At 53.5% G+C, this 22,353-nt stretch carries 20 protein-coding genes; 6 read left to right on the top strand and 14 right to left on the bottom strand.

The annotated features are described in order from the left end of the window. Position 1 precedes the first annotated feature (1 nt). The 3 genes from ACZ51B_RS00485 to ACZ51B_RS00495 form a co-directional block, all read right to left on the bottom strand. Positions 2-997 (bottom strand): BMP family protein, encoded by a 996-nt coding sequence (locus ACZ51B_RS00485; RefSeq protein ID WP_464295272.1) that lies wholly within the window; start codon positions 995-997, stop codon positions 2-4. Positions 998-1,076: 79 nt separating this feature from the next. Continuing rightward, entirely contained in the window at positions 1,077-1,529 is a 453-nt protein-coding gene (gene nuoI, locus ACZ51B_RS00490; RefSeq protein ID WP_464295273.1) for an NADH-quinone oxidoreductase subunit NuoI, read from the bottom strand. After that, the gene (locus tag ACZ51B_RS00495) at positions 1,529-2,110 is read right to left on the bottom strand and encodes an NADH-quinone oxidoreductase subunit B (protein ID WP_464295274.1); all 582 of its coding nucleotides are present in this window, start codon (positions 2,108-2,110) and stop codon (positions 1,529-1,531) included. The genes nuoI and ACZ51B_RS00495 overlap by 1 nt, the downstream gene beginning before the upstream one ends. Positions 2,111-2,221: 111 nt before the next feature. On the opposite strand from ACZ51B_RS00495, the gene mfd reads away from it, so the two are divergent. Continuing rightward, positions 2,222-5,824, top strand: coding sequence for a transcription-repair coupling factor (mfd, locus tag ACZ51B_RS00500; protein ID WP_464295275.1), 3,603 nt, complete (start codon positions 2,222-2,224; stop codon positions 5,822-5,824). A gap of 3 nt (positions 5,825-5,827) precedes the next feature. Here the strand turns inward: mfd and ACZ51B_RS00505 are convergent, their stop codons facing one another. The 6 genes from ACZ51B_RS00505 to ACZ51B_RS00530 all read right to left on the bottom strand — a co-directional run bounded on the left by ACZ51B_RS00505 (position 5,828) and on the right by ACZ51B_RS00530 (position 12,228). Next, positions 5,828-7,225 (bottom strand): GDSL-type esterase/lipase family protein, encoded by a 1,398-nt coding sequence (locus tag ACZ51B_RS00505; RefSeq protein WP_464295276.1) that lies wholly within the window; start codon positions 7,223-7,225, stop codon positions 5,828-5,830. 241 nt (positions 7,226-7,466) lie between these two features. After that, a complete protein-coding gene (locus ACZ51B_RS00510) occupies positions 7,467-8,258 on the bottom strand; it encodes a prepilin-type N-terminal cleavage/methylation domain-containing protein (protein ID WP_464295277.1) in 792 nt (263 codons plus the stop codon). A gap of 322 nt (positions 8,259-8,580) precedes the next feature. Next, entirely contained in the window at positions 8,581-9,747 is a 1,167-nt protein-coding gene (locus ACZ51B_RS00515; RefSeq protein WP_464295278.1) for a TlpA family protein disulfide reductase, read from the bottom strand. A 55-nt stretch (positions 9,748-9,802) separates the two neighbouring features. Then, positions 9,803-10,213: an organic hydroperoxide resistance protein gene (locus ACZ51B_RS00520; RefSeq protein ID WP_464295279.1), complete on the bottom strand. Its 411-nt coding sequence runs from the start codon at positions 10,211-10,213 to the stop codon at positions 9,803-9,805. 119 nt (positions 10,214-10,332) lie between these two features. Beyond that, positions 10,333-11,406, bottom strand: coding sequence for a Gfo/Idh/MocA family protein (locus tag ACZ51B_RS00525; RefSeq protein ID WP_464295280.1), 1,074 nt, complete (start codon positions 11,404-11,406; stop codon positions 10,333-10,335). Positions 11,407-11,490: 84 nt separating this feature from the next. Further along, on the bottom strand, positions 11,491-12,228 hold the full coding sequence (locus ACZ51B_RS00530) for a TerC family protein (RefSeq protein WP_464295281.1): 738 nt from the start codon (positions 12,226-12,228) through the stop codon (positions 11,491-11,493). 61 nt (positions 12,229-12,289) lie between these two features. On the opposite strand from ACZ51B_RS00530, the gene ACZ51B_RS00535 reads away from it, so the two are divergent. Beyond that, complete coding sequence (locus ACZ51B_RS00535) at positions 12,290-12,493, top strand: FmdB family zinc ribbon protein (RefSeq protein ID WP_464295282.1); 204 nt, start codon at positions 12,290-12,292, stop codon at positions 12,491-12,493. A gap of 45 nt (positions 12,494-12,538) precedes the next feature. Here the strand turns inward: ACZ51B_RS00535 and ACZ51B_RS00540 are convergent, their stop codons facing one another. Continuing rightward, a complete protein-coding gene (locus tag ACZ51B_RS00540; RefSeq protein ID WP_464295283.1) occupies positions 12,539-13,585 on the bottom strand; it encodes a BMP family lipoprotein in 1,047 nt (348 codons plus the stop codon). Positions 13,586-13,676: 91 nt separating this feature from the next. Between ACZ51B_RS00540 and ACZ51B_RS00545 the strand changes: the two genes are divergently transcribed. After that, positions 13,677-14,309 (top strand): hypothetical protein, encoded by a 633-nt coding sequence (locus ACZ51B_RS00545; RefSeq protein ID WP_464295284.1) that lies wholly within the window; start codon positions 13,677-13,679, stop codon positions 14,307-14,309. Between the two features lie 12 nt (positions 14,310-14,321). After that, the gene (locus tag ACZ51B_RS00550) at positions 14,322-15,230 is read left to right on the top strand and encodes a glycosyltransferase (RefSeq protein WP_464295285.1); all 909 of its coding nucleotides are present in this window, start codon (positions 14,322-14,324) and stop codon (positions 15,228-15,230) included. On the opposite strand, the gene ACZ51B_RS00555 is transcribed toward ACZ51B_RS00550, so the two are convergent. After that, positions 15,227-16,105: a hypothetical protein gene (locus ACZ51B_RS00555; protein ID WP_464295286.1), complete on the bottom strand. Its 879-nt coding sequence runs from the start codon at positions 16,103-16,105 to the stop codon at positions 15,227-15,229. The two genes, ACZ51B_RS00550 and ACZ51B_RS00555, sit on opposite strands and share 4 nt — an antisense overlap. Further along, positions 16,102-16,974, bottom strand: coding sequence for a glycosyltransferase family protein (locus ACZ51B_RS00560; RefSeq protein ID WP_464295287.1), 873 nt, complete (start codon positions 16,972-16,974; stop codon positions 16,102-16,104). The genes ACZ51B_RS00555 and ACZ51B_RS00560 overlap by 4 nt, the downstream gene beginning before the upstream one ends. A 69-nt stretch (positions 16,975-17,043) precedes the next feature. Here ACZ51B_RS00560 and ACZ51B_RS00565 point away from each other — a divergent pair, with 69 nt between their 5' ends. Both ACZ51B_RS00565 and ACZ51B_RS00570 read left to right on the top strand, forming a co-directional pair. Beyond that, the gene (locus tag ACZ51B_RS00565; protein ID WP_464295288.1) at positions 17,044-18,033 is read left to right on the top strand and encodes a Gfo/Idh/MocA family protein; all 990 of its coding nucleotides are present in this window, start codon (positions 17,044-17,046) and stop codon (positions 18,031-18,033) included. An 81-nt stretch (positions 18,034-18,114) separates the two neighbouring features. After that, on the top strand, positions 18,115-20,547 hold the full coding sequence (locus tag ACZ51B_RS00570; protein WP_464295289.1) for a hypothetical protein: 2,433 nt from the start codon (positions 18,115-18,117) through the stop codon (positions 20,545-20,547). Here ACZ51B_RS00570 and ACZ51B_RS00575 read toward each other — a convergent pair. Continuing rightward, positions 20,510-21,250: a M15 family metallopeptidase gene (locus ACZ51B_RS00575; RefSeq protein WP_464295290.1), complete on the bottom strand. Its 741-nt coding sequence runs from the start codon at positions 21,248-21,250 to the stop codon at positions 20,510-20,512. The two genes, ACZ51B_RS00570 and ACZ51B_RS00575, sit on opposite strands and share 38 nt — an antisense overlap. Before the next feature lie 12 nt (positions 21,251-21,262). Then, complete coding sequence (locus ACZ51B_RS00580) at positions 21,263-22,267, bottom strand: polysaccharide biosynthesis/export family protein (protein ID WP_464295291.1); 1,005 nt, start codon at positions 22,265-22,267, stop codon at positions 21,263-21,265. Positions 22,268-22,353: the final 86 nt, after the last annotated feature.

The following is a 22,353-nucleotide window of genomic DNA, read 5'->3' on the forward strand; positions in this document are numbered from 1 at the left end:
GTTAGAATTCGTCTTTCGGAACAACAAGAGCGCCGCTCTTGATCTTGGCCATCGTGTCATCAAGCAACTTAATCACATCAGCAGGGACCTTATCCTTCAGCTTAGGATTGATCACAAAATCAATTGCTCCCTTATCGGCACCAAACAACTGAACAGCACCCTTATACGTTCCCGCCTGAACCTGCTTAGCCAATTCCAAAAACGCAGGCTTGGATACAATCGTCGCACTGGCAATCACAATGCCGCTAGGATTCGCGTTCTGATCAGCATTCGACCCAAACGCGTAAACATTCTTCTCTTTACAAGCATCAAAAACGCCCTGAGCAGCAGCATTCGCCTGGTGAATCACAAAGTCCGCACCCTGAGAAAGCACTTCCCCAGTCGCCTGCTTCGCCTTAGCAATGTCACCCTCAGTTCCAAAGAACGTAGTCGGAATGATCACAATCTTAGGATTCGCAGCTTTCGCCCCAGCCTCATAAGCCTTAATCGTAGACATGATGCTCGGATAGTTCTGGACAGCCACAGACCCAATCTTCCCAGTCTTACTCATCTTAGCCGCGAGCATTCCCGAAAGATAGAAACTCTGCTCAAGATAGAATCGGAAAGCTCCAGCGTTCGCAGCAGTCTTCCCTCCCGAAGAACTCACAAACACCGTCTTAGGAAAGTCCTTCGCTACCTGGACTCCAAACTCGTTGTATTCAAAGCCATGACCAATCACAAGGTCAAAGCCCTGCTGAGCATAAGTCCGCATGGCATCTTTGATCTTCGCGCCTGTCGCTTCCTGGTTGGCTACCTCAGCACCCAAATCTTGCTTAATGCCCTGCAATCCGTCGTAAGCAAGAGCACTCCAGCCAGCATCACTGACAGGACCAGGCGTCAAAAGGGCAACCTTTAGCTTCTTGCCATCATCTTTCTTGGTCGCCTCAGATGAAGAAGAACTATTGCACCCAGCAATGACTGCAAGCGCAAGCAAAGGAATCAGAATCTTAGCGGTCATGTCGGAACAGTCTACGCAAAGTTGAGCCGATTGATCGCACAACTTTGCGCAGAAGTCCTAACTTTTAGAACCCGTACGGTTACTTGGATTCCAAAGGAGCTGGCTGAAGCAGCATTTCCTTCGTATAAATAAAGTCTTCGCGCTTGTAGTTGGCAAGCTCAAAGTCGTTTCTCAAAACAATCGCACCCGTCGGACATGCCTCCTGGCAGTATCCGCAGAAGATGCACCGAATCATATTGATCTCATAGCGAGCCGCATACCGCTCGCCTGGTGAGTATCTTTCCTGATCCGTATTCTCAGCCGCCTCAACATAGATACATCGAGCTGGACATGCGCCCGCACACAGAGAGCACCCAATACATCGCTCCAAGCCGCTGTCATACCGAGTAAGAACGTGGCGCCATCGAGTCCTAGCAAACTGCTCACGCCGCTCTTCCGGATACATGACCGTGACCTTCTTCGTGCTCAGCCGGCGCCGAGTAATACCGAAGCCGGCATAAATCGGCTTGATGACATCTTTCAGGACAGCCATTAAGAGTTCACCTCTTCAAGAGTTCGCGGAGTCGTCTCGCCCAGCTTCAACTCCTTCCAACTCTTAGCACCCGTGCCGCGCTTGATCTTCTCTTGAAGCTTCAGCACGCCATAGATAAGAGCATCCGGCGATGGAGGGCATCCCGGCACGTACACATCAACAGGAACGATCTGATCAGCACCCTGAACGATCGCGTAATTGTTGTAAACACCGCCCGAGGAAGCACAAGCGCCCATCGAGATCACCCACTTTGGCTCAGGCATCTGATCGTAAATCTGTCGCAAAACAGGAGCCATCTTCTTGCTCACACGCCCCGCAATGATCATCACATCAGCCTGTCGAGGCGTCGCACGAAAAGCCTCAGATCCAAATCGAGCCAAGTCAAACCGAGAAGCAACGCTTCCCATCATCTCAATCGCGCAGCAAGCGAGACCAAAAGTCAGGGGCCAAAGCGAGTTAGCACGGGCTTGACTCAAAAGTGTATCGATCGTGGTGACCACCACGCTACCGCCACGCTGGGTGTCCCCAATAGCGGGCGTGCTGCTGTCGTGCAAGACTACGGTTTCAACTCTCTTTGGCATTAGCTATTGACCTTCCGCGAGTATACCGGGACTCGCGCACGCATGGAACCTAATTTGAATCTGACCGATCAACTCCCTTAAAGCCCAACCTACAGGTATTCTATATCCCATATGCGAACGGCCGAATGGGCTCGTCGCCTAACCAGCCTGTCGACGATTCAAAAGGCGATGGCATCGGATCTGCGCTCCGTGGAACTACGGAGCGTTGCTTACGAGGCCCGTCCTGTGCTGCTTGCCGCTAGCTACCTAGCGAATCCAAGAAAGACACTCATCGTCACCGCAAACTACGAGCGCGCGCTGGCTTGGCAGGCAAAACTTCAACTCTGTGGCGTCCCCAACGACGCAATCACCCAGCTCCCCAGCGGAACCTCTGCCCTCTTCGAGGACGCGACCCCAGAGCACATCGCACTCTCCGACCGACTCGGAGCGCTTCGGTCTCTCTCAGGCGACACCCCCGCCATCATCATCGCTTCCCCACAAGCAGCCCTGGAACGAACAATTCCGAAGGACGTCCTCCTCGATGCCCACGTCACCATCAAAGTAGGCCAGGAAATCGACTCCGATAAGTTCCTCCGGCAGCTCATCACCCTCGGCTACGAACACCAAGAACCCGTTCGCATCCCAGGCTCCTACAGCAGGCGCGGCGGCATCATCGACGTCTACGCAACCGGTCACGATCTCCCCTACCGAATCGAACTTTTCGGCGACGAGATCGAGACCATCCGAAAATTCGACCCCAACACGCAACGCTCCGTCGGCAATGTCAAAACACTCGCCCTCTCGCCCTCCCGAGAGACCCTGTACTACGGTGAGTCCGACTTCCAAGACCTCCTCCTCCAAGACATGGAGCGCGAGTCCGCACAACTAGGAGCCGAAGCAGCAGCAAGACTCGAAGAGCTCATCACTCAAGACGCCGACGCGCTCTCAAGAAAGGTCTACTTCGACCGACTCGATCTCTACCGCCCCCTCCTGCACCCAGACTCTGGCTGCGCCATGGACCTTCTAGACGAAACCGACCTACTCGTCCTAGACGAACCCCTAGAGCTAGAATCGATCGCCGCCCGAGTAGACGAAGAACTCTCCCAAGCCCTCGAAGCAAGAGCAGCAAGGGGCGAGATCCTTCACAGCCGAGTAAACGACTTCATGCTCCCACCCGAGCATCTAGCTAACCACCCGCTCACAATCGCGTTCACCGCCATGAACTCGATCCCCGCATGGCTCCAACTCGGAAGCGCCGAGGAACTCAACGCGATCTCCCTCGACTCATACCGAGGACGCGCCGATGCCTTGGCTCTCACCCTAAGGAACTATCTCAAAGACGGCTTCACCGTGGTCTTCACCACAGATCAGCCCCACCGAGCCAAGACCGTCCTCAGCGGAGGCGAAATCTTCGTTATCGAAGACGCCGCAGCAGACGACGACTCACCCGGCGGAAAAGCATTCCTCGCCAACGGCAACCTCGGCGGCGGATTCGTCCTACCCGATGAGAAATTCGCCTTCATCTCAGACGCAGAACTGTTCGGCGTTGCCCGCCTCAAACTCCCACAAAAGCGCTTCATGGAAGGCGCACCGGTCGCGACCGTCCTCGACCTCAAGCCAGGCGACTACGTCGTTCACATCAACTTCGGTATCGGCGTATTCCGCGGCCTCGTTAAGAAAACAGTCGAGAACGTCGAAAAAGAGTTCCTCTACATCGAGTATCAAGCTCCAGACAAACTCTTCGTCCCAGCGGACCAGCTAGACCGCATCCAAAAATATCTAAACCCGGGTGATGAGAATCCCAAGCTGAACAAACTCACAGGGGGCGAGTGGCAAAGGACCCTGGGAAAAGCAAAGGAGGAGGCGAAGGCCTTCGCCCGCGACCTGGTGAAGCTCTACGCAGAGCGGAAGAGAGTCCGACGGCGCACCTACGGTCCGGATACGCCCTTCCAGGCCGAGATGGAACAAACCTTCCCCTGGGTGGAAACCCCAAGCCAGATGACAGCGATCCGGGAGGCCAAGAGGGATCTTGAAACCGAGTACCCCATGGACCGCCTCGTCTGCGGAGACGTAGGCTTCGGGAAAACCGAGGTCGCCATCCGTGTCGCCTTCAAAGCCGTCCAAAGCGGACGGCAAGTAGCCGTCCTGTGCCCGACCACCATCTTGAGCGAGCAACACTTCCGAAGCTTCAGCGAGCGACTCGAAAGCTTCGGTACCAAACTCGGCCTCATCAACCGCTTCACGCACTCGGCCGAGAAAAAACAGCTCATCGCAGACCTCAAGACCGGCAAAGTCGAGATGATCGTCGGCACCCATAGCCTGCTCGGAACAGGTATCGAGTTCAAAGACCTCGGCCTCGTCATCATCGATGAAGAGCACAAATTCGGTGTGAAACAGAAAGAGATGCTGAAGAAACTCCGCACGGAAGTGGACGTCCTCACCCTCTCGGCAACACCCATCCCCCGTACGCTCAGCATGGCGCTGATGGATATCCGCCAGATGTCCCTCATCAACGACCCACCCCCAGGACGCCTCCCAATTCGAACCTTCGTCCGCCCCTACGCAGGTGAAGTCGTTCGCGAAGCAGTCCTCCGCGAACTCGCACGTGGTGGCCAAATCTTCTACGTCTACAACAGGGTCGAGTCGATCATGCACGTAGCCGAGAAACTCCGTAAACTCGTCCCCACAGCCCGCATCGGCGTCGGCCACGGACAGATGAACGAGAAGGAGCTGGAGCCAATCATGGTCGGCTTCATCAAGGGTGAGATCGACATCCTCCTCTCCACAACGATCATCGAGAACGGCATCGACATCTCCAACGCCAACACACTCATCGTTGAGAACGCAGATCGACTCGGCCTCTCCCAACTCTATCAGCTGAGGGGACGCGTCGGTCGATCCGACCGCCAAGCCTACGCCTACCTCCTGTACCGAGGAGCTTCCTTCGAAGACACAACAAGCATCCTAGCGGCCAACCAAGCAGCGTCGGGCGGTAAGAAACTCAAAGTCTCCCTCACCGACGGAGCGATGGCACGCCTCCAATCCCTCCAGGAATTCAGCAGCCTGGGATCCGGCTATTCCCTAGCCTTCCGCGACCTTCAAATCAGAGGCGCAGGAGAACTCCTGGGAGCCAAACAGTCTGGAACGATGGTAAGCGTAGGCTACGAACTGTACTCCCAACTTATCAATGAAGCCGTAGCAACGCTCAAGCACTCCGTAGACGGCAAGGTACCGGACGACAACGACGCCCGAGACCCCCTCGAATCGCTTGAGCCATTGCCAGCTTTCGAAGTTCCCGTTGTAGCCCTCCTCCCAGAAAGCTACATCAAAGATCAAGCGCAGCGACTCTACTACTACCAGCGCATGATGTCCTCAAGGACCGAAAAGACGCTGGGCGAAGTACAAAAAGAAGTCGAAGATCGCTACGGCAGACCCATGCTGGAAGTAGGCCAAGCCTTCGCCATCATGTCCCAAAGAATCCGTGGCAAAGAACTAGGCATCGAAAAGCTCGACGCCCGAGGTGGAAGGCTCATGATCTTGTTCAAAGACAAAAGCGCCATCCCGCCGAGACTGTTCAGCATCATGGGCAAGAAAAACCGCGAGTGCTACGTAACCCGTGAAGGCTTCGTCTGGCCCTACTCAGGAGCCCCAATCCCAGCCATCGAAAACATGATGAACTGCTTCGAAGCAGGGCTCAAAGAAATCGCCGAGGCCCGTGCGAGCCTCGGCGTCTAAATCCTACTTAAGGATCTTATCCAAAACCGGCTTGAGAGCGGCTGCAATAATCTTGTAGCCCTCTTCCGTCGGGTGCAAGCTGTCACTTGTAACGCCGTCAATGAACGTCCCGTCAGCCTTAACCAGCTGAGGCCCGACGTCCATAAACTGCACACCCTTCAGCTTCGCTAACTGAGTATTGATATTCTTGATCCGGTAACGATTCAAAGAGTTAGGATCCGAATCACGTGGAAGCAGTCCCAACAAAACAATCTTCGCCTGGCTCTTCCTTCGAACGCGCTTGACGATCTCCTTGATGCCGTCCACAATCTCATCGTCCGTGTTGATCCGTGCGTGACCAAAGCTCAGGTTATTGGTCCCAATCAACATCACAACCGCCTTAGGCTTGAGCAGATCCATCTCCCCGTTGTCCAGCCGCCACAGCACGTTCTGAATCCGATCCCATCCGAAACCGAGATTCACCGCACGATGAGTTCCAACCAACTCCTTCCAGCTAACCGGACCCGTCACACGCTCATCCTTAGGCTCACCCGACCAGAAATGAGTGATCGAGTCACCAATAAACGCAATGTCTACCGGCCCCTTCTTGTTAGCCTCAAGAATCTGGTTATGCCGCACAAACCAGTCATAGCTATCCTGCTCCAACTTAGAAACAGGCTGAGTGGCACTATTTACTTGCTTGCCCATCAGCTTCACTAAGAGCGGCTCTATAGCCTTTGCCCACGCGTAATAACCCTGGCTGTTCGGGTGCAGCAGATCAGGCATCACATAGGGATCAATCGAGCCATCAGACTTCAAGAACACCTTGTTAATATCAAGATAGAAAATCGACTTGTTATCCGCCAGCTTCTTGCTCAGCTCACCAGCCTTGTCCGCAACCGCCCCAGCGAGCGGAATGTTGTTCCGAGGAAAAATCTTAAGAAGAATGATCTTCGTATCCGGCGTCTTTTCCCGAACTAGCTGAGTGATCTTGGAAATGCCCTCAAGAATATGCTCCGGCGTATCCGCATGAGAAAAGTGAACCTGGTCCGCGTTATTCGTCCCGATCAGAATCACAGCAACCTTCGGCTTCTGACCATCAATCGCGCCATTTTGGAGCATCCAAATCAGGTTCTCAGTACGTGCACCGCTATATCCCAGACTGATCGCATTTCGCGACTTATAAAAGGCATCCCAAACCGGTCGGCCGCCATCCCAGTCCCAACCATGAGTGATCGAGTCCCCAATCCAAATCAGATCATATTGATGGTGCTGAACTGCCGACAGCTTCTCTTTCCATCGATCAGACCAGATATTAGGTGTGTTGGGCTCAGGAACCACTGCGGGATTAGTTTGCGCCAAGCTCATGCAGGCGCCAAGTGCAAGCAGGGCCGACGAAATCAGCTTCGTTGAGAATTGCATCACCGGTGTTTTTACCCGCGCCTAGACACAAAAAAGCCCCTTCTCGTGGGAAGAGGCTTCGATATTTACTTGCCTGGGTTAGGCATATTGCCTGACGGTGCCGCTGATGAATTGCCCGGCCCTGCAGGCGCAGACGGTGGAGGAGGTGGGACTTTCTCCGAGCCAGGTTTGTATCCAATCGTTTCTTCGCCGCATCCAACAAGGATACCAGCCAAAATGACCACTATGCAAAGTCTTGTAATCATGGTTTGCATTCGTAATACGCCTGTGTGTTGTTAACACCTAGATCAGGGTCACTCAAAGTAGCCTGGTCGTTAGTCTTCCACTGCCACTGCTTGCCGTTGTAATACCAAGCAGGTGTCAATGTCGAACCAAGCTCCTTCCAAGTGATCGAGACACGCTTCTTATACTTAGCGTGACCGTCAGCATAGGCCAGGTTTCCACCCTTACTGAAGGTACTGCTGAAAATGTCTAAGTCGAACGAATTGCACCAGTCGTTTACTCGATCGTACTTGTAAGGTCGGTCTGGAGCAGAGCGAAGAGTCTCACCCATGTTCTGCAAATACACAATGCCTGCTGGTTCAGCCAATGTCGTGATGGAACGAAAACCTACTGCGCCATTTGCCGCGTATGATGTGTTACCTGCTCCGGGAGTTTTCGACTTACCCCATCGTGGGTCATTGCTCACCCTATTAGATTGGCAGACAAAGAAGTCCAGGCTCTTAACATAAGGGTAAATGGATCGTGCCCAGTTCTGCTCAGCAGCTGGATCCATCCATCCAAGGTCTCTATTGGTACCAGGAGCTAGCCACCACTCATTTGCGCTGACAACTGCCGTTCCTGGCATAACATCGTCGCTGTCAACTGCATAAGTGTAAGCAGCAAGGCCCATCTGCTTGATATTCGAAAGGTCGGCTGTCTTCTTCGCGGCGAGCTTAGCCTGAGCAAATACTGGGAAAAGGATTGCGGCTAGGATTGCGATGATCGCGATAACGACAAGAAGTTCAATCAGTGTAAATGCTTTGCGTTGCATGATGGCGTCCTCCTCTTTAAGGCGCGGAATAATTTCTTCGGTAACGCAAACGTGTGCGATACCACGTGTTATTAAACATCAGTTAAACCCACTTGCAAATCCAAACCGCGTGGAAACCTGGTCCTTTGACAGAACGAATTCGGTCAAATGGCTAAAAATGTCAGCTAGATCGAACGATTCGTTAAAAACCAACCGCGTAGAGCCCACCATCGGCTGCCAGATGGAAAGGCGAAATGGCCCATTCAGGATGTAGTGCTACACTAGTCCAAACTTTAACATGGACCTTCCTGGCGAGACCAGCTAAGCGAAGGGCAACACGCGTCTAGCGTAATGAACTTTTCTTCCGCGCCAGTTGCTTACCTACAAACTGACTTAGCCCAGGGCCCCGCAGGGTCGCCTCATTGCCTAAAATCTCACCAGAGTCTCCATCCACAAGCAACACAAAAGGGACCCCTGAAACATCATACGTGTCGCATAGACTCGTGCTCCATCCCTTGCCCTCGTAGATCTCGCTCCAGACCATCCCTCTTTCAGCCGTGAAAGACTTCAGCGTCTCAGCCATGTCTTTGTCATCCAGACTCACTCCAAGGATTTCAAAGCCCTTGTCATGCCACTTCTTATAGGCCGGAATCACATTCGGAAGCTCTGCCAAACACGGTCGACACCAAGTCGCCCAGAAATCCAGCATCACAATCTTCCCTCGATAGCTCTTTGGGAACTCAACAAGCTTTCCGTCAAGGGTGGTGGCTTTAAAAGGCAGCGCCTTCTTGCCAATGGCAACATCCGGAGGCATGGGAGTCAGAGGCAATTTAATCTTCGCTTTATCAAGACGAAGCTGCCCGCCCGAAAGGGAGAACTGATAAGTCGTCCCAGTAAAGTTGAAAGGCGACCCCACAGACATAATCTCGTACCGCTGGCTAATCTGTCCATCACCGTTCCGATCCACATTCAGCATCGTGTGGTCAGTCGGCTCGCCGGAAACATAAGTGGTGAATCTCTTTGAGTCCAGCTTGAATTTCAACTTGTACCCGTAGTCCAAGTAATACGACAGCCGATTCTTGCCGTATGCACGCAAGGTGTCTTTGGGATCAAATCGGTACACACCCAGCGACACAGGAACACCCTTGCCAATATCCACTCGCACGAATCCGACAAACTTAGTCGTCCCCCCGAGGGTTTGAGGCTTCAACTCCACACCTCGGACTCCAGTAAGATCCCCACGCCCATAGGTATCCACAAACAGCCGTGATGGCTTCCCAGGACGTTCGTCGAGGATGTATTGGAAAGACTTCCCTACAACCTGCAAAGTCCCATAGTGTGGGTTGATCAGACCAACCGGTCTGTGCCGGAGCTTAGACTCAGAAACAAATTCCGACTGAAAGGTCTCGTAAAAGTCGACCTTGGCAGCAACGCCGCTAGGAAGAAAAGTAACGCCTAGGTCCCCAACTGCAGCATTAACAGAGCTTGAAAACAACAGAGCGAACAACATCTAAGCTCCAATATATCTTCAGGTGACCCATAAGGCCACCCAAAGACCTATCTACCTACTTAGCAGTGACGTGAAGCCGAACATCCACGTTTCCGTGAACAGCCTTCGAATAAGGGCAAACCTGGTGGGCGGCCTCTACAAGCTTCTGTGCCTCTTCCTGAGGAACGCCTTCTACTTCCACATACAGATCCACGTCAATCGCATATCCGCCTTCCTCTGTCTGTCCAAGCCCAACCTTCGCGCTGGTCTTCGATCCAGTAATAGGCACCTTCTGTACCTTGGCCGTCAAGTTCAACGCACCATCAAAGCAAGCCGAATACCCAAGCGCAAACAGCTGCTCAGGATTCGTGCCCTCTTTGCCCGACCCAGGCATTGCCAAATCAAATGCGATCTTTCCGTCTTCGCTCTCGGTATGACCCGTTCGCCCACCGACGGCTGTTGCTTGTGCTGTAAAGAGAATCTTCATGGTTAACCAAAGGGAGATACGAAAGTCAAACGCAATCTGTCACGTCAGACCGAAAAAGTTAACCGACCAGACACAAAAAAACACCGCGAGCCAAAGACTCGCGGTGCTCCAAGTATCGTTTAGAAGGTTACGTCAACCTTCTCTTCGTTGCCAGTCTCGCTGCTCTTATAGATCGCATCAAAGATAGCATTGAGGATCAGACCGTTCTCACCAGGTACAGCCGAAGGCTTACCATCAATGATGGCTCGAACAAACGCCTCAACCTCAGCCACGTGCGCAGACTCCACATGAGGAATGTTCGCAGGCACAATGTCCATCAACTGCTTGTTCTGCTCTGTGTAAATCTTGATCGCGTCGGCACCAGCATATGGCTTAACCGTCGCACCAGCCTTGGTTCCATAAAGCTGAGTCTCGAACGGATCAGGACCGTTGGCCATGAACGAACTCTCAAGTGAGATCACAGCGCCATTGTCAAACTTGATCAAACCAACCGCAAAGTCCTCAACAGTGAACTTGCTTCGGTCATAGTCGCCCATGCCGTTGTACAGATCAGGATTCTTACCCAGCTGGTCCCAAGTCTTTCCAGTCGCCGAAACAGGCTTCGGGTAGCCCATCAAGAACAACGTAAGATCCAAGATGTGAACACCAATGTCGATCAATGGTCCGCCGCCCTGGAGCTCCTTATTGATGAACACACCCCAGCCTGGAACACCACGTCGGCGTAAAGCCTGCGCGCGAGCAAAGTAGATGTCGCCCATGTTGCCAGCGTCGATATACTTTTTGAGCCAAACCGATGGACCGTTAAATCGGCTCTGCAATCCAACCTGAAGCAGCTTGCCCGTATCACGAGCAGCAGCGCACATGCGGCGGCACTCGTCCGCATTCATACCAAGCGGCTTCTCGCAAAGAACGTTAACGCCAGCATTCAAAGCATCAATCGTAGGGTCTACGTGAAACTTGTTCGGAGTCGCGACGGAGACGGCGTCAAGGTTCTCTTTCGCCAACATCTCTTTGTAATCCGTATAGGTCGCGCCGACATTGAACTTTTCAGCCGCAGCTTTAGCAGTCGCTTCGTTGACGTCGCAAGTAGCAACGATCTCGCACAGATCAGGGATCGCGGCATAACCACGCATATGGCAGCCTTGAGCAATGCCGCCGCTTCCAATGATTCCAATTCGCAGTTTCTTAGACATAAGTGTCGTTAATCCGTAATGGTTGTGGCGAGGTTCAATCGCCGGGCCGAGGTTACCGAACTTACACACCCAATTAGAAACGTTTCACAACGATTCCGAAGCAGATTTTTTACGGAGAGCCAAAATGGTCCCAGTTGTACCAATGCAAATCAAAATGGACCAAAACACGATCGGGCTCAGCTCAGGCACTTCAAAAGGAATAATGCTCCGGGTTCCGTTCCTCCGCATAGCATCCTCGTACTCGTTAAGCGAGATAAATGCAAGTTTAACGCCCACCCATCCCACAATCACGTAAGCCACATCGTCCAAAGCCGGGAATCTTCGGAGCAGTTTGATGAACCCGTTCGCTGCCACCCGCAAAAGCACCACCCCAACCATCGCGCCCAAATAGACCACCCAAAGCTTGTTCAGATGCCGCCCAACCGTGGACACCCCAGCAAAAACGCTATCAAGCGCAAAAGCAATGTCCGTTAACTCAACAAAGAGAACCGTCTTCCAAAAGTTGCTCTGGAGTTCCTTTCCCTGCTTCTCCTCACTCTTTCCAAGAAAGTGCTTAAAAGACAGCCAGAGTAGGTAAACCGCCCCAAAAATCTGAAGCCACCAAAACCGGATCACCACAGTGGCACCCAAAATGGCGATGAGTCGAAACACCAGCGATCCGCCCAACCCATAAAATAGCGCCCGCTTCTGCTCACTTCGTGGCAGGTGCTGAACCATCATCGCGAGGACGAGAGCATTGTCAGCACTCAATAACGCTTCCAGCACAACCAGAAACGCCACAACCCCAATATCGGCAGCGTCAAAGGTTTGAGGGGGGAACATGGTTCAAGAGACCATCCATATTCTGTCACAATAGAGGTTCATCCCCATATTTGGAGACAAGATGCCAACTTACGTATACGAGTGCAGCAAGTGCACAAAGACTTTCGAAATCGAGCAGAAAATTACGGAAAACGCCCTGGACACCTGCCAGTGTGGCTCCAAGGGAACAGTTAAAAGAATCATCCAGCCAGTCGGTATAGCCTTCAAAGGCTCAGGCTTCTACGTCAACGACAGCGCCGGATCCAACTCAGGCTCCTCAGAATAGTCTAAACAAAAGGGATAGCCGCCAACTGCAGCTATCCCTTCCCTCTTACTTCTTAGCTTTGCTCAAGAACTCAGTCAGTTCTTCAGGTGTGCTAGGCACCTTGATCTCACCCGACACGATCTTAGCTTCAATCTCAGAAACCTTCTTGAGATTCTCAGATCCAATCTTATCCTTCGTGTAAGTGAACGATGAAAGCCCCACGCCTTTGGCCTTCAAGTCATAAACCTTCGTGCCCGCAGTGAACTTCCCATCCTGCACATCCTTGATGGTCTGAAACACAGATTCATCCACACGCTTGATCATGCTGGTAAGAACAGACCCCGGCTGAAGCCCATCCTGGTCGCTATCAACCCCAATCGCGTACTTCCCTGCTTCCTTAGCAGCTGTAATCACGCCAATGCCACATCGCCCAGACGCATGGTAAACCACGTCCGCACCATCATTAAACAGCGTCGAAGCAGCGGCCTTGCCCAAAGCCGTATCATCCCAACTGTCGGTGTACTTGGAAGGAAGAATCTGAATATCGGCCTTGGCACTCTTCGCACCCGCAATGTAGCCCGACTCAAACTTGCTGATCAAAGGAATCTTCTTCCCACCCACAAACCCAATCTTATTGGACTTGCTCATCAGCGCGGCAAGATATCCCGCCAAGAAGCTCCCCTGCTCCTCATTAAACACAAGCGACCGCACGTTAGGCTGGTCAACCACCGAGTCAATGATCGCAAACTTGACATCCTTATACTTCGGAGCCACCTTCGTCAAAGCGTTGTTCTGAGCCAAACCAACCGCAAAGACAATGTCGCAACCACCCTCAGCCAGCGCCGAAATGTTGCCCTCATAGTCCTTCTCGCTCTTAGAGTCAACCGACTTGATGTCCTCCGCAGCAATGCCCAAGTCATTCACCGCACGCTTAGTTCCCTCGTCAGCACTATCGTTAAAAGACTTATCGCCCTTCCCACCGCTATCAAACACAATGCCGATCTTCAGGTGCTTTCCACCTGGCTTTTCCGTGGCAACCTGCCCTCCAGAGCCACCATTACAGCCAAAAAGCGCCGAAATGGCGAGTGCAGAAATCAGAAAACGAATTTTCAATAGACCAACCTCCGTCCCGGACGACTCGCCGAGAGGTAAACTGTGGAATTATGGCGCAAGCTACGTCTTGGCGCTGTCTAAAAGAAGCCAGATGATCACCTGCCAACTCACAAAGCTCGAGACCGCACTGGATCAGGTTAAGAAATCCTATCCTAAACTTCTCCCTGCGGACGCAGCCCTCCTTGCAAGCGCACTGTCGCTTACGGGCCGCCATGCACTTGCCCTCTATGAAGGCGAACAATACACCTGGCCAGACGACAACGACCGGCTAATGCAAGCAATGGTTTCTCAGGTGAAGATCACCCAAGAAGCAATTGAACACAACGCTCCAAAGAAAACTTCCAAGACTGCCGTCGAAGAAGAACCCGTAATGATCTCCGTCGGCCTAGCTCCAAACCTCACCGCTGGCGAGAAAAATCTCACCACGCGTGAAGATCTCAAAGCTCTCCTCAGCGAAGTGCTGCAGGACGGAGTCGAGTTCGTATACCAACCAAGTGATATTGGCTGGCAGTGGGCGCTCGACCGCGCAAACTGGAGCACCATCACCGGACAAGAAGTCAGCCGACGCATCAAAGTGAAGACCGCTTTCACCGAAGGCGCAGTCGGTGTCGAAATGGGAGCCACAGGAGCCAAGAAGCCACGGCCAACCAAGAAGACTGTCGAAATCGAGCCAGAGCCAGAGCCCGATATCGACCTGTCCATGCTAGACGCTGACGTTGAGTAACTTCGTTAGCCTATGAGTCGCATCGCCGAGTTCCTTGGAGGTCGATTCGCGCGGGATAAGATGCTTTTCACCGGCAACCGCCGGAAACTAACATCCGTCACCGTTCGAGGAGACCAAATGGCAGAAGAACTCGGCGGACTCTGCCTCCGCTGCAAGTATCTCAGCGACCAAACCGTCGCCAGCAGCCCAGCCATCTTCTGGATCGTCGAACCCGATCTATCCCTTGTCCAGCGGTTCAATGAGATGACGCCCCAAATCCTGGATGTCATCAACCCAGCTTCAGAAAACCTCGACCGGTTCTACCAGCGCTGTAGCTCCTTCCGCTTCCTCCTGCTCAACACAGCATCCTCCATCAACTACGTCGGCCCAGAACCCGCCCACGGATGGAAAACCTGGGTCGTCCCACACCACCACTGCAACACCACCGGTTACCGACTGCCCAAAGAGAGAATCGAAAAGCCACTCACAGTAGGCTACGTTGGCCAACCTGAACACCTCCACGACACCGAAGCAATCCAAAGTGCCGTCGAGAAAATGGGCCTCAAATTCCTAAACGCTGCCACCACAGACTTGCGCGCGTACGAAAAAATCGACATCGGCGTAGCCTGGACCCAACCCGAAAAACTCCGAGATGAAACGCGCAGCAATATCAAAATGGTCAACTTCGCAGCCCACGGAATCCCGTCAGTAGTCTGTGCATACGAAAGCTATCGCGAAGCCGACCAAGCCCTAGGCAGCGGCGCAACCCTCATCCGCCCCACCCTAAACGATTTCATCGACGGAATACGAGAACTTGCACAGGATGAAACCCTCCGCCAAGAGATGCACCTCAAAGCCCTTCCAGCCTACGAAGCCTTCTCCATCAAAACAATCGGCAATCAATATCGCCAGATCGTAGAAGAAGCCACCAAAGAGTTCTAAAGCTTCCCGCGTGCCGTCAAGATCCGCTTCTCAATGCTCCGCCGAAACTTATGACCCGCGGACATGTATCCAAACGGATGAGCATCCTCGTACTTCTCCAAATCCTCCAAGATTCGCAGCTGCCGCCAGTAGATCAAAAACTTGCTGTAGAAATGGGCATGAAAAACGTATGGCGAAACCCACTGAAGCGTATGCCGACGACAAATAAACTCACACCGCGCCCGTCGAACATCCATACGAAGCTTCCCAATAAGCCCAACCCCGCTACTCTGGAAGTCCATCCCGTCATGAGCAACCTTCCCCAACCCAGTCCGAGCAATCGCCAGAGAAAGACAAACCTCCTCAGAAGGCACCCCACGCGGCGAACGAAAACCCAAACTCTCCGCCCGCTTCGCAATCTCCTTAGCCTCAGCTAAAATCGCATCAAACTCCGGCCCGCGCTCAAAGTACATCAGCCCAGCGTTAAACTGCGGAATCGCCTCGACGTTCTCCTTACGGCACACCTCGGCAATATCCGCGTCGTACCACTCCCCGCTAGACTTCCAAACCCCCTGAACCCCAAGCGGCGCACCTTCAAAAAACTCAAAAACAGGATCCAACCGCTTAAAGGCCAGACAATCACTGTCGATAAACAGATACGCCTCCGCATCAGTCTTATCCAGCGCGTAAAACTTAGCCCACCAGATGTCTTCCTTACCAACGGTAATGTCGACCTTCTTGTGGAACGCCTTCTCCCAAGGAAAACCAGCGATATCAGTAAGGATCGCACGAGGATTCTGATCGCCCAAAAGCTTCAGGCTGCGCCCCAACCCCATCGCCATCTCCCCAAACCGGCGATTGCCAAAAGCAACGGTATAAACCATCCGGCGTTTCAAATCTTCTTCCTCGCCTTCAAAATCCTCTTCTGAATCGACCGCGAGAACTTATGCCCAGCCGACATATACCCAAACCCATGCTCCTGCTCGTACTTCTCCAACTTCTCAAGGGTCTCTAACTGCTTCCAGTAAGTCAGAAAGTTGATGTACCGCGCCGCATGAAACAGAGTTGGCCGCACATGTCGCACTTCATAACGACGACACAAGAACTCACACTCATTCCGCATCACATCTAAATGCAGCTTCCCTACCAAACCCGTGGCAGTATTCGTAAAATCCATCTCGTCAGGAATCAGATGACCCGCCCGAAGCTGCGCCATCGCCAAAGCAATACAAGGCTCATCCGGAATCAGAGGATCATCTCGCTGGAACCCTAACTCCTTAGCACGGTGACCATAGGAGCGCACAGCCTCAATAAACTCAAGACACTCAGGCGTCCGCTCGTAATAGATCATCCCACCATTGAACTGAGGCAGAGAATCAACCGAGTGCCGAGCGCAATGCTCCTCGATCTTCCCATACCAGTCGCCAGAAGAAACCCGCTTCCCCTGCACCGCCAATCCCTTGCCCGCACAGTAATCAAAAATCGGATCGAGATGCTTAAAGGCCAACGTGTCCCCATCAATGAACAAAACCTGGTCGGCATCAGACCGCTCCAAAGCTGTCAGCTTAGAAAAGAAGATCCACTCAATCGGGTCCTGAGCAGCAATGACCTCATCGAAAGCCGGCTTCCAATTCACGTCCGGCATATCGGTAACCACCACGCGATGCGTTGTGTCTCCAATCAACCGAAGGGACCGCCCTAACCCCAGCGCACAGTCAGCAAATTTCTTCTTTCCAACTGCCAAGGTGTAAACAATGCGCTTCATGGGCCAGAACATTGTACCGAGTGCGTTTACGGGGCACAGAGTGGTATCGTCCGTGGGACGGAGAAGTACATGCCGGAAGTAGTAAGAGTTGGAGTAGCAGGACTAACCCATGGTCACGTGGGTGGATTAATCGATTCATGGAAGAAGCTCGAAGGTGCAAAACTCGTAGCAGTCGCCGACGCCACAAAGCTACTAGATAGCATTGAAGGCTTCGAGCGCAAATACACAGACTGGCGAGAAATGCTCAAGTCAGAACAGCTCGACGCACTCGTAGTCACAAGCGACAACGTCGAGTCCTCCGAGATCGCCATCGAGGCCCTCAACCAAGGAATCCCCTGCCTGGTCGAAAAAGCAATGGCCGCAAACGCAGCCGATGCCGACCGAATGCTCGCCGCCATGAAAGCATCCGGCAAAACCCTGCTCATCAACTGGCCCCTCGCCTGGAGCCCCTGGGTCTATGAGTTCAAGAAACAACTCGATAGCCAGGAACTCGGGCACATCTTCCACTACAAATTCCGCATCGGCCACCACGGCCCCAAAGAGATCGGTTGCGGCGCCGAATTCGTAGAGTGGCTCTACGACGAAAAGCGAAACGGAGGCGGAGCCATCGCAGACTTCGGTTGCTACGGCGCAGCACTCTCTCGCTTCTTTCTAGGCATGCCCGAAACCGTCTATGCAGTCAAAGGCAACTACACCAAAGACTATGAAGTGCCCGACGACCACGCCACCATCGTGCTCAAATACCCCAAAGGTAGCGCCGTCCTAGAAGGAACCTGGGCAACCTTTGGCTTCGACAGCGGCCCCATCAGCGCGCTCTACGGCAAAGCAGGCACTCTAGCCGCCTACAACGATCGCGTTGAAAAATCCCGACCAGGCAACACCGAACTCATCAAGCCAACAGAACTCCCCGGACCAGGTGTAGCCGCCTACTTCATGGAGTGTATCCGCGAAGGCAAAACTCCCGTAGGCATCATGGATCCAGAAATCGCCGCAGACGCCTGCCGAATTCTAGACGCTGCCATCAAAAGCACCCAGTCCGGCTGCGCAGAAAAGCCCTAGATCGGTGAAGATGAGGGCCGTTTCTTCGACTCTGCCCTCATCCACGCGAACCCTTTTGCCCTTAGGGGTAGTCTTCAGAGCGTGCGTCCCTTTACCATCGCTTTCGCGATCGCTTTGTCCTGCCTGTCCCTAGCTCAAAAGCGAGACGGCATCTACACCCCCACCGTTGGCACGCCAGCGAAATGGGAGATCAACGATCATCACGCCCTGATCTGGGATAGCAATCCATACCTGCCCATCGGTGTCCGAGCAGAACCCAACGTAGCCACCCTAGATGCAATCAAAGCTGCCGGAATCAAAGACGTCCTCTTCGACCTCCCAGTAAGTGGTGCCGGATGGACGCACGCCATCGAGTTGGCCGAAGCAAGGGGCCTCAACTACACAATCCGAATCAGTTCAACCGCACCACAAGCTCAAGGAATTGTCGTAGACCCATCCGCATATCGAGTCTCAACCATCAAAGGACCCAAGCACATCGATGTTGCACTTCCAAACATCGAACGCGGCCTCCTCGTCCTAGCCCAAAGACGCGACGGAGTCGTTCTCAAGAGTTCCAGATTCACCACCAAAGACGGCCGGCTCACCTACGACATCTCAGTCCCGTCAGACATGGAAACCGTCGTGCTCATCTACCCAGAGCGCTCCAGCCTCCAGCAAATCGATTACTGGGACGGAATGGACAAGCACCGAGACCAACTCCTCAACTCCCTTCGAAAATCCGGACTTGGTAAAGGGTTCCGTGGTCTCGTCAACCCCATGGGGAGCTTGCTCTCCCTACCAGGAAGCGAGCTCCGCTTCGTGCCCACCAGCCAAAGCTTCCGAACCGAACTCCGAAACGTTCTCGAAGAAAAGCATAAAGCTTACGAAACAGTCATCAAGGCCTGGTCACTGCGTAGCTCCAATCTCACGTCCGAGAAGGCAGAGGACACAACTGCAGGTGCCAAACGCACACGCACATCCACCTTCGACGACCTAAGCCGCCTAGTCCCCCTATGGTCCGGCACCCGAGGCATCTCCCAACTCTGGGACCCCGAAACAGACCAACTCTACACCTGCGACAAAGCAAAGAGTCGAATCTGGGCTGACTACTCAGACGCCATCAACGAAGCCTGCCTCCGACGCTATACACGCCTCATCGCATCCATAAGATCAGTCACAGACGTCCCTGTAGTCCAGGAGTGGTCCGGCTGGGCACTTCCCTATGAATCCGCAAAGCCAGCCCTCGACGGCGTGAGCATGAAGGTCACCGGCACCACGCCACACGCCATCTTGCAGGGCGCAGCAAGAGCCGCCAGCACAGTCATGCGCTGGCGAGACAAAGGACTCCTCCTCGCCACTGACGTACAGCTCGGAGACACCAAAACCGCAGTCTCACAACTAGCAGCAACCATCGATGACCTCCAAAACGTCGGCGCACGAGGGATCTTCTTCAGAACCGATGACCCAAGTCTGATCAAAGCAATCGGAGCCGAAGCCAAGACCCGATCAGCAGACACAACCATCGCCCAAAGCTCACCCGAAGCCATCTTCTTCCCAGAAAACGCCACAAACCCCGCCACAGCCCAACGGCTCACAAACGGTAAGTGGTGGCTCCCAAGCCCAGCCCCAGGCAATCGTGTCGACCTAGGCAGAAACTTCTTCGCCTACAGAATCCGCGAGCACGGAGACCGCTTGGTGCTTTGGGCCAGATATCCAGGTCGAGTCGTTCTCCGACTCACCAACAAACAGTCAGCAACCTTCCAGACACTCGACGGCTCAGACCCAGGAGTAAAGATCGTCAAGAACGGCGTCGAGCTCAAACTCACCCAGATCCCAATGATCGTCGGCGGTACGGACGAGATCCCTGTCCCAGACCCAGCTTTCCAAGAGGTCGTCATGGGCTTCTCAGAAATGCTCAGAGCCGCAGACGCCTCCCACAAGGAAGTCACCAAAGAGAGAATCACCTTCTCCGACGCCTTTGGCGGGTTCGAAAGAAACCCAGGCGGGAGCTTCACCGTAATGCGCGAGCAGTACGTGCGCCTTTCCCAGAAGGTCGGCGACACCACATGGGTAGAAGCAGAAAGCTCCACAGACAACAACATGAGCGAAGTGGTAGAAATGCCAGGCTGTAGCGGAGGATCCAACCTCTCCCTAGCGCCCATGGTCGAATCGGAAAGCGGCTTCTACGCTAACTACACGATCCCGGTAAAGAGCCCCGACGATCAAGAAGTCTGGGTAGCTCTAAAAATCTCACCAGAGATGCGGAAGAACTTCAGCCTCCAAGTCGGTGGCCAAGTCCTCACCATCCAATCCGAAGGCATCGAATCCTACGGCGACGGATTCGCCTGGTATCAGCTAGGCAAAACCCGCATCGGCGGCGCATCCACAAAGGTCCGACTACAGATCGTAAACGCCGTCGGAAGCGAAATGGCCATAGACACCATCGTCTTCAGCCCCAAACCGTTCAAACCAAGTGGAGTCCAGCCACCGGAGGTCCCTAACTTGCCTGTTCCTCTTGCGGTAGGAAAGGGTTAGGCCGGTTCTTAAAGCCCTCAATACTCTGTAGCTCTTGCTCGGCATAGATCGCTGGATCAAGCCGAGCAAGCCCATATACGCACGAGTCATATCCCAAACGAACTGCCCAGCCGGCATCACCGTAACTGTAGTGCCACCACTCATCGCGGCAGTTGGAAAACCCAACAGACAACATCGTCTCCACCAAGATCATCCGGTTCCGATGCGCTTCCTCAGTGAGGCCAAAACTGTACGTGGGAGCGGCCTTAAATCGATCAAAAGGCGAAATCACATCAATGGTCTCATTGTTGTCGTCCACCAGCCATAGATCCACAGCAGCACCCGTGCAGTGCCCAGGAGGCGCCTTCTGATCCGTAGGAGCTACCCAGCGACAAACAGTTCGCCGCAAAGCTGTGTAGTCTCGATCCGGAAAAGCTTCTTTCGCCGACCGCCACATGAAATCATAGATCCGCTGCTGACGCTCAATCGGCCGCCAACCCTCCACCAACCCCAAGTGGTATCCATCAGGCAGCTTCCGGGCCGCTAGCTCGCACCGGTGAGCCACACTCTCGCGGACATAAGGGATCACCTGCTCCCGTATCAGCCGAACAGAAGGACACGCAATACGCATATCCACCAACGGCTCTCCGTTCTCCATCTCCACGATTTTGTTTAGTAAACGAATAGGCTCAGGTCTTCCCTTCGTGCGATCCCACTTCAACATTGTTTGATTGATTTATCCCTTTGTATTTACGACTTCAACCGTGTCATCGGCTCTCAGAATCGGATCTGGAATTCTCTTTTCTTTAATGAACGCTAAGCTCAGATGAAAGACCTTCTCACGGTTATCCACACGTGTCCGTAAAACGACCGTATCACCACTAAAGCCCGAATCCGGCCCACCAGCAGCCGCAATAGCCTCCGTTAATGTCAAACCAGGTGCAAATTCTACAAGACCAGGCCGCATCACGGAACCAACAACCATCACATATCCCCGATCCGAACGAACAGACACATTAACCGAGTCGCCAACGCGAAGCCGAAACCCCTCATCCAAAGGCATCTGCAACGGAATAGTGTCAGCTCCCCGAGTCAAAATGATCCGATTAACGTTCCCGTGTGGAGAGATTCCGCCAGCCTTCGCAAGCGCATCCTTAAGCGTCATCGCAGGCGTAAAGTCAACCGAAGAAGGTCGCAAAACACCCCCAAGCACCGTCACACCAGTCGGTCCGGAAATCCGATTAATCGTAACCCTGTCCCCCGGACGCACCAGGTAGTCACGCAGTTCAGCATCCACCACCCAAACCAGCCCATCAGCACCATCGATCTCGATAGCCCGCTGATCACCAGAACTCGTCACGCCCGAAGCCCGAAGAAGCTCTCTCAACGATAAAGACCGGCTGGAAGACGTAACCAAAGGCCGCTGCACCGCCCCCACCACCTCAACCGTCCCGGAAGTCACAGGCTGGAACCGAATCGTAAGCGAATCACCCCGATACAAGCCGCCCAGATCAAGCAACTGCCGAATCTTCTCAGTTGCAGAGGTAGAAGTCCGAGATGCAATCGTTACAAGTCCCAATCCAGGAACCGAAATAGTGCCATCCGCCTGAACAACCCGCTCAACACAAAGCGCAGGCTCCTTACTGGAAACAAGTGCCACATGGTCGCCGGGAACAATCCGATGCTCGCCAGCCAGAACGGCCTGTTGAGACTGAAGCAGAACGGCGTAACAGAGGATCATGACTGAGTCTTATCGTGCCGCCGAGTCCCTCGAGTCGGCTTCCACAGGTTCGATTATGGACCATAGAAACCAGAAATACAGGACAA

The sequence above is a fragment of the Fimbriimonas sp. LA-C6 genome (assembly GCF_055398105.1).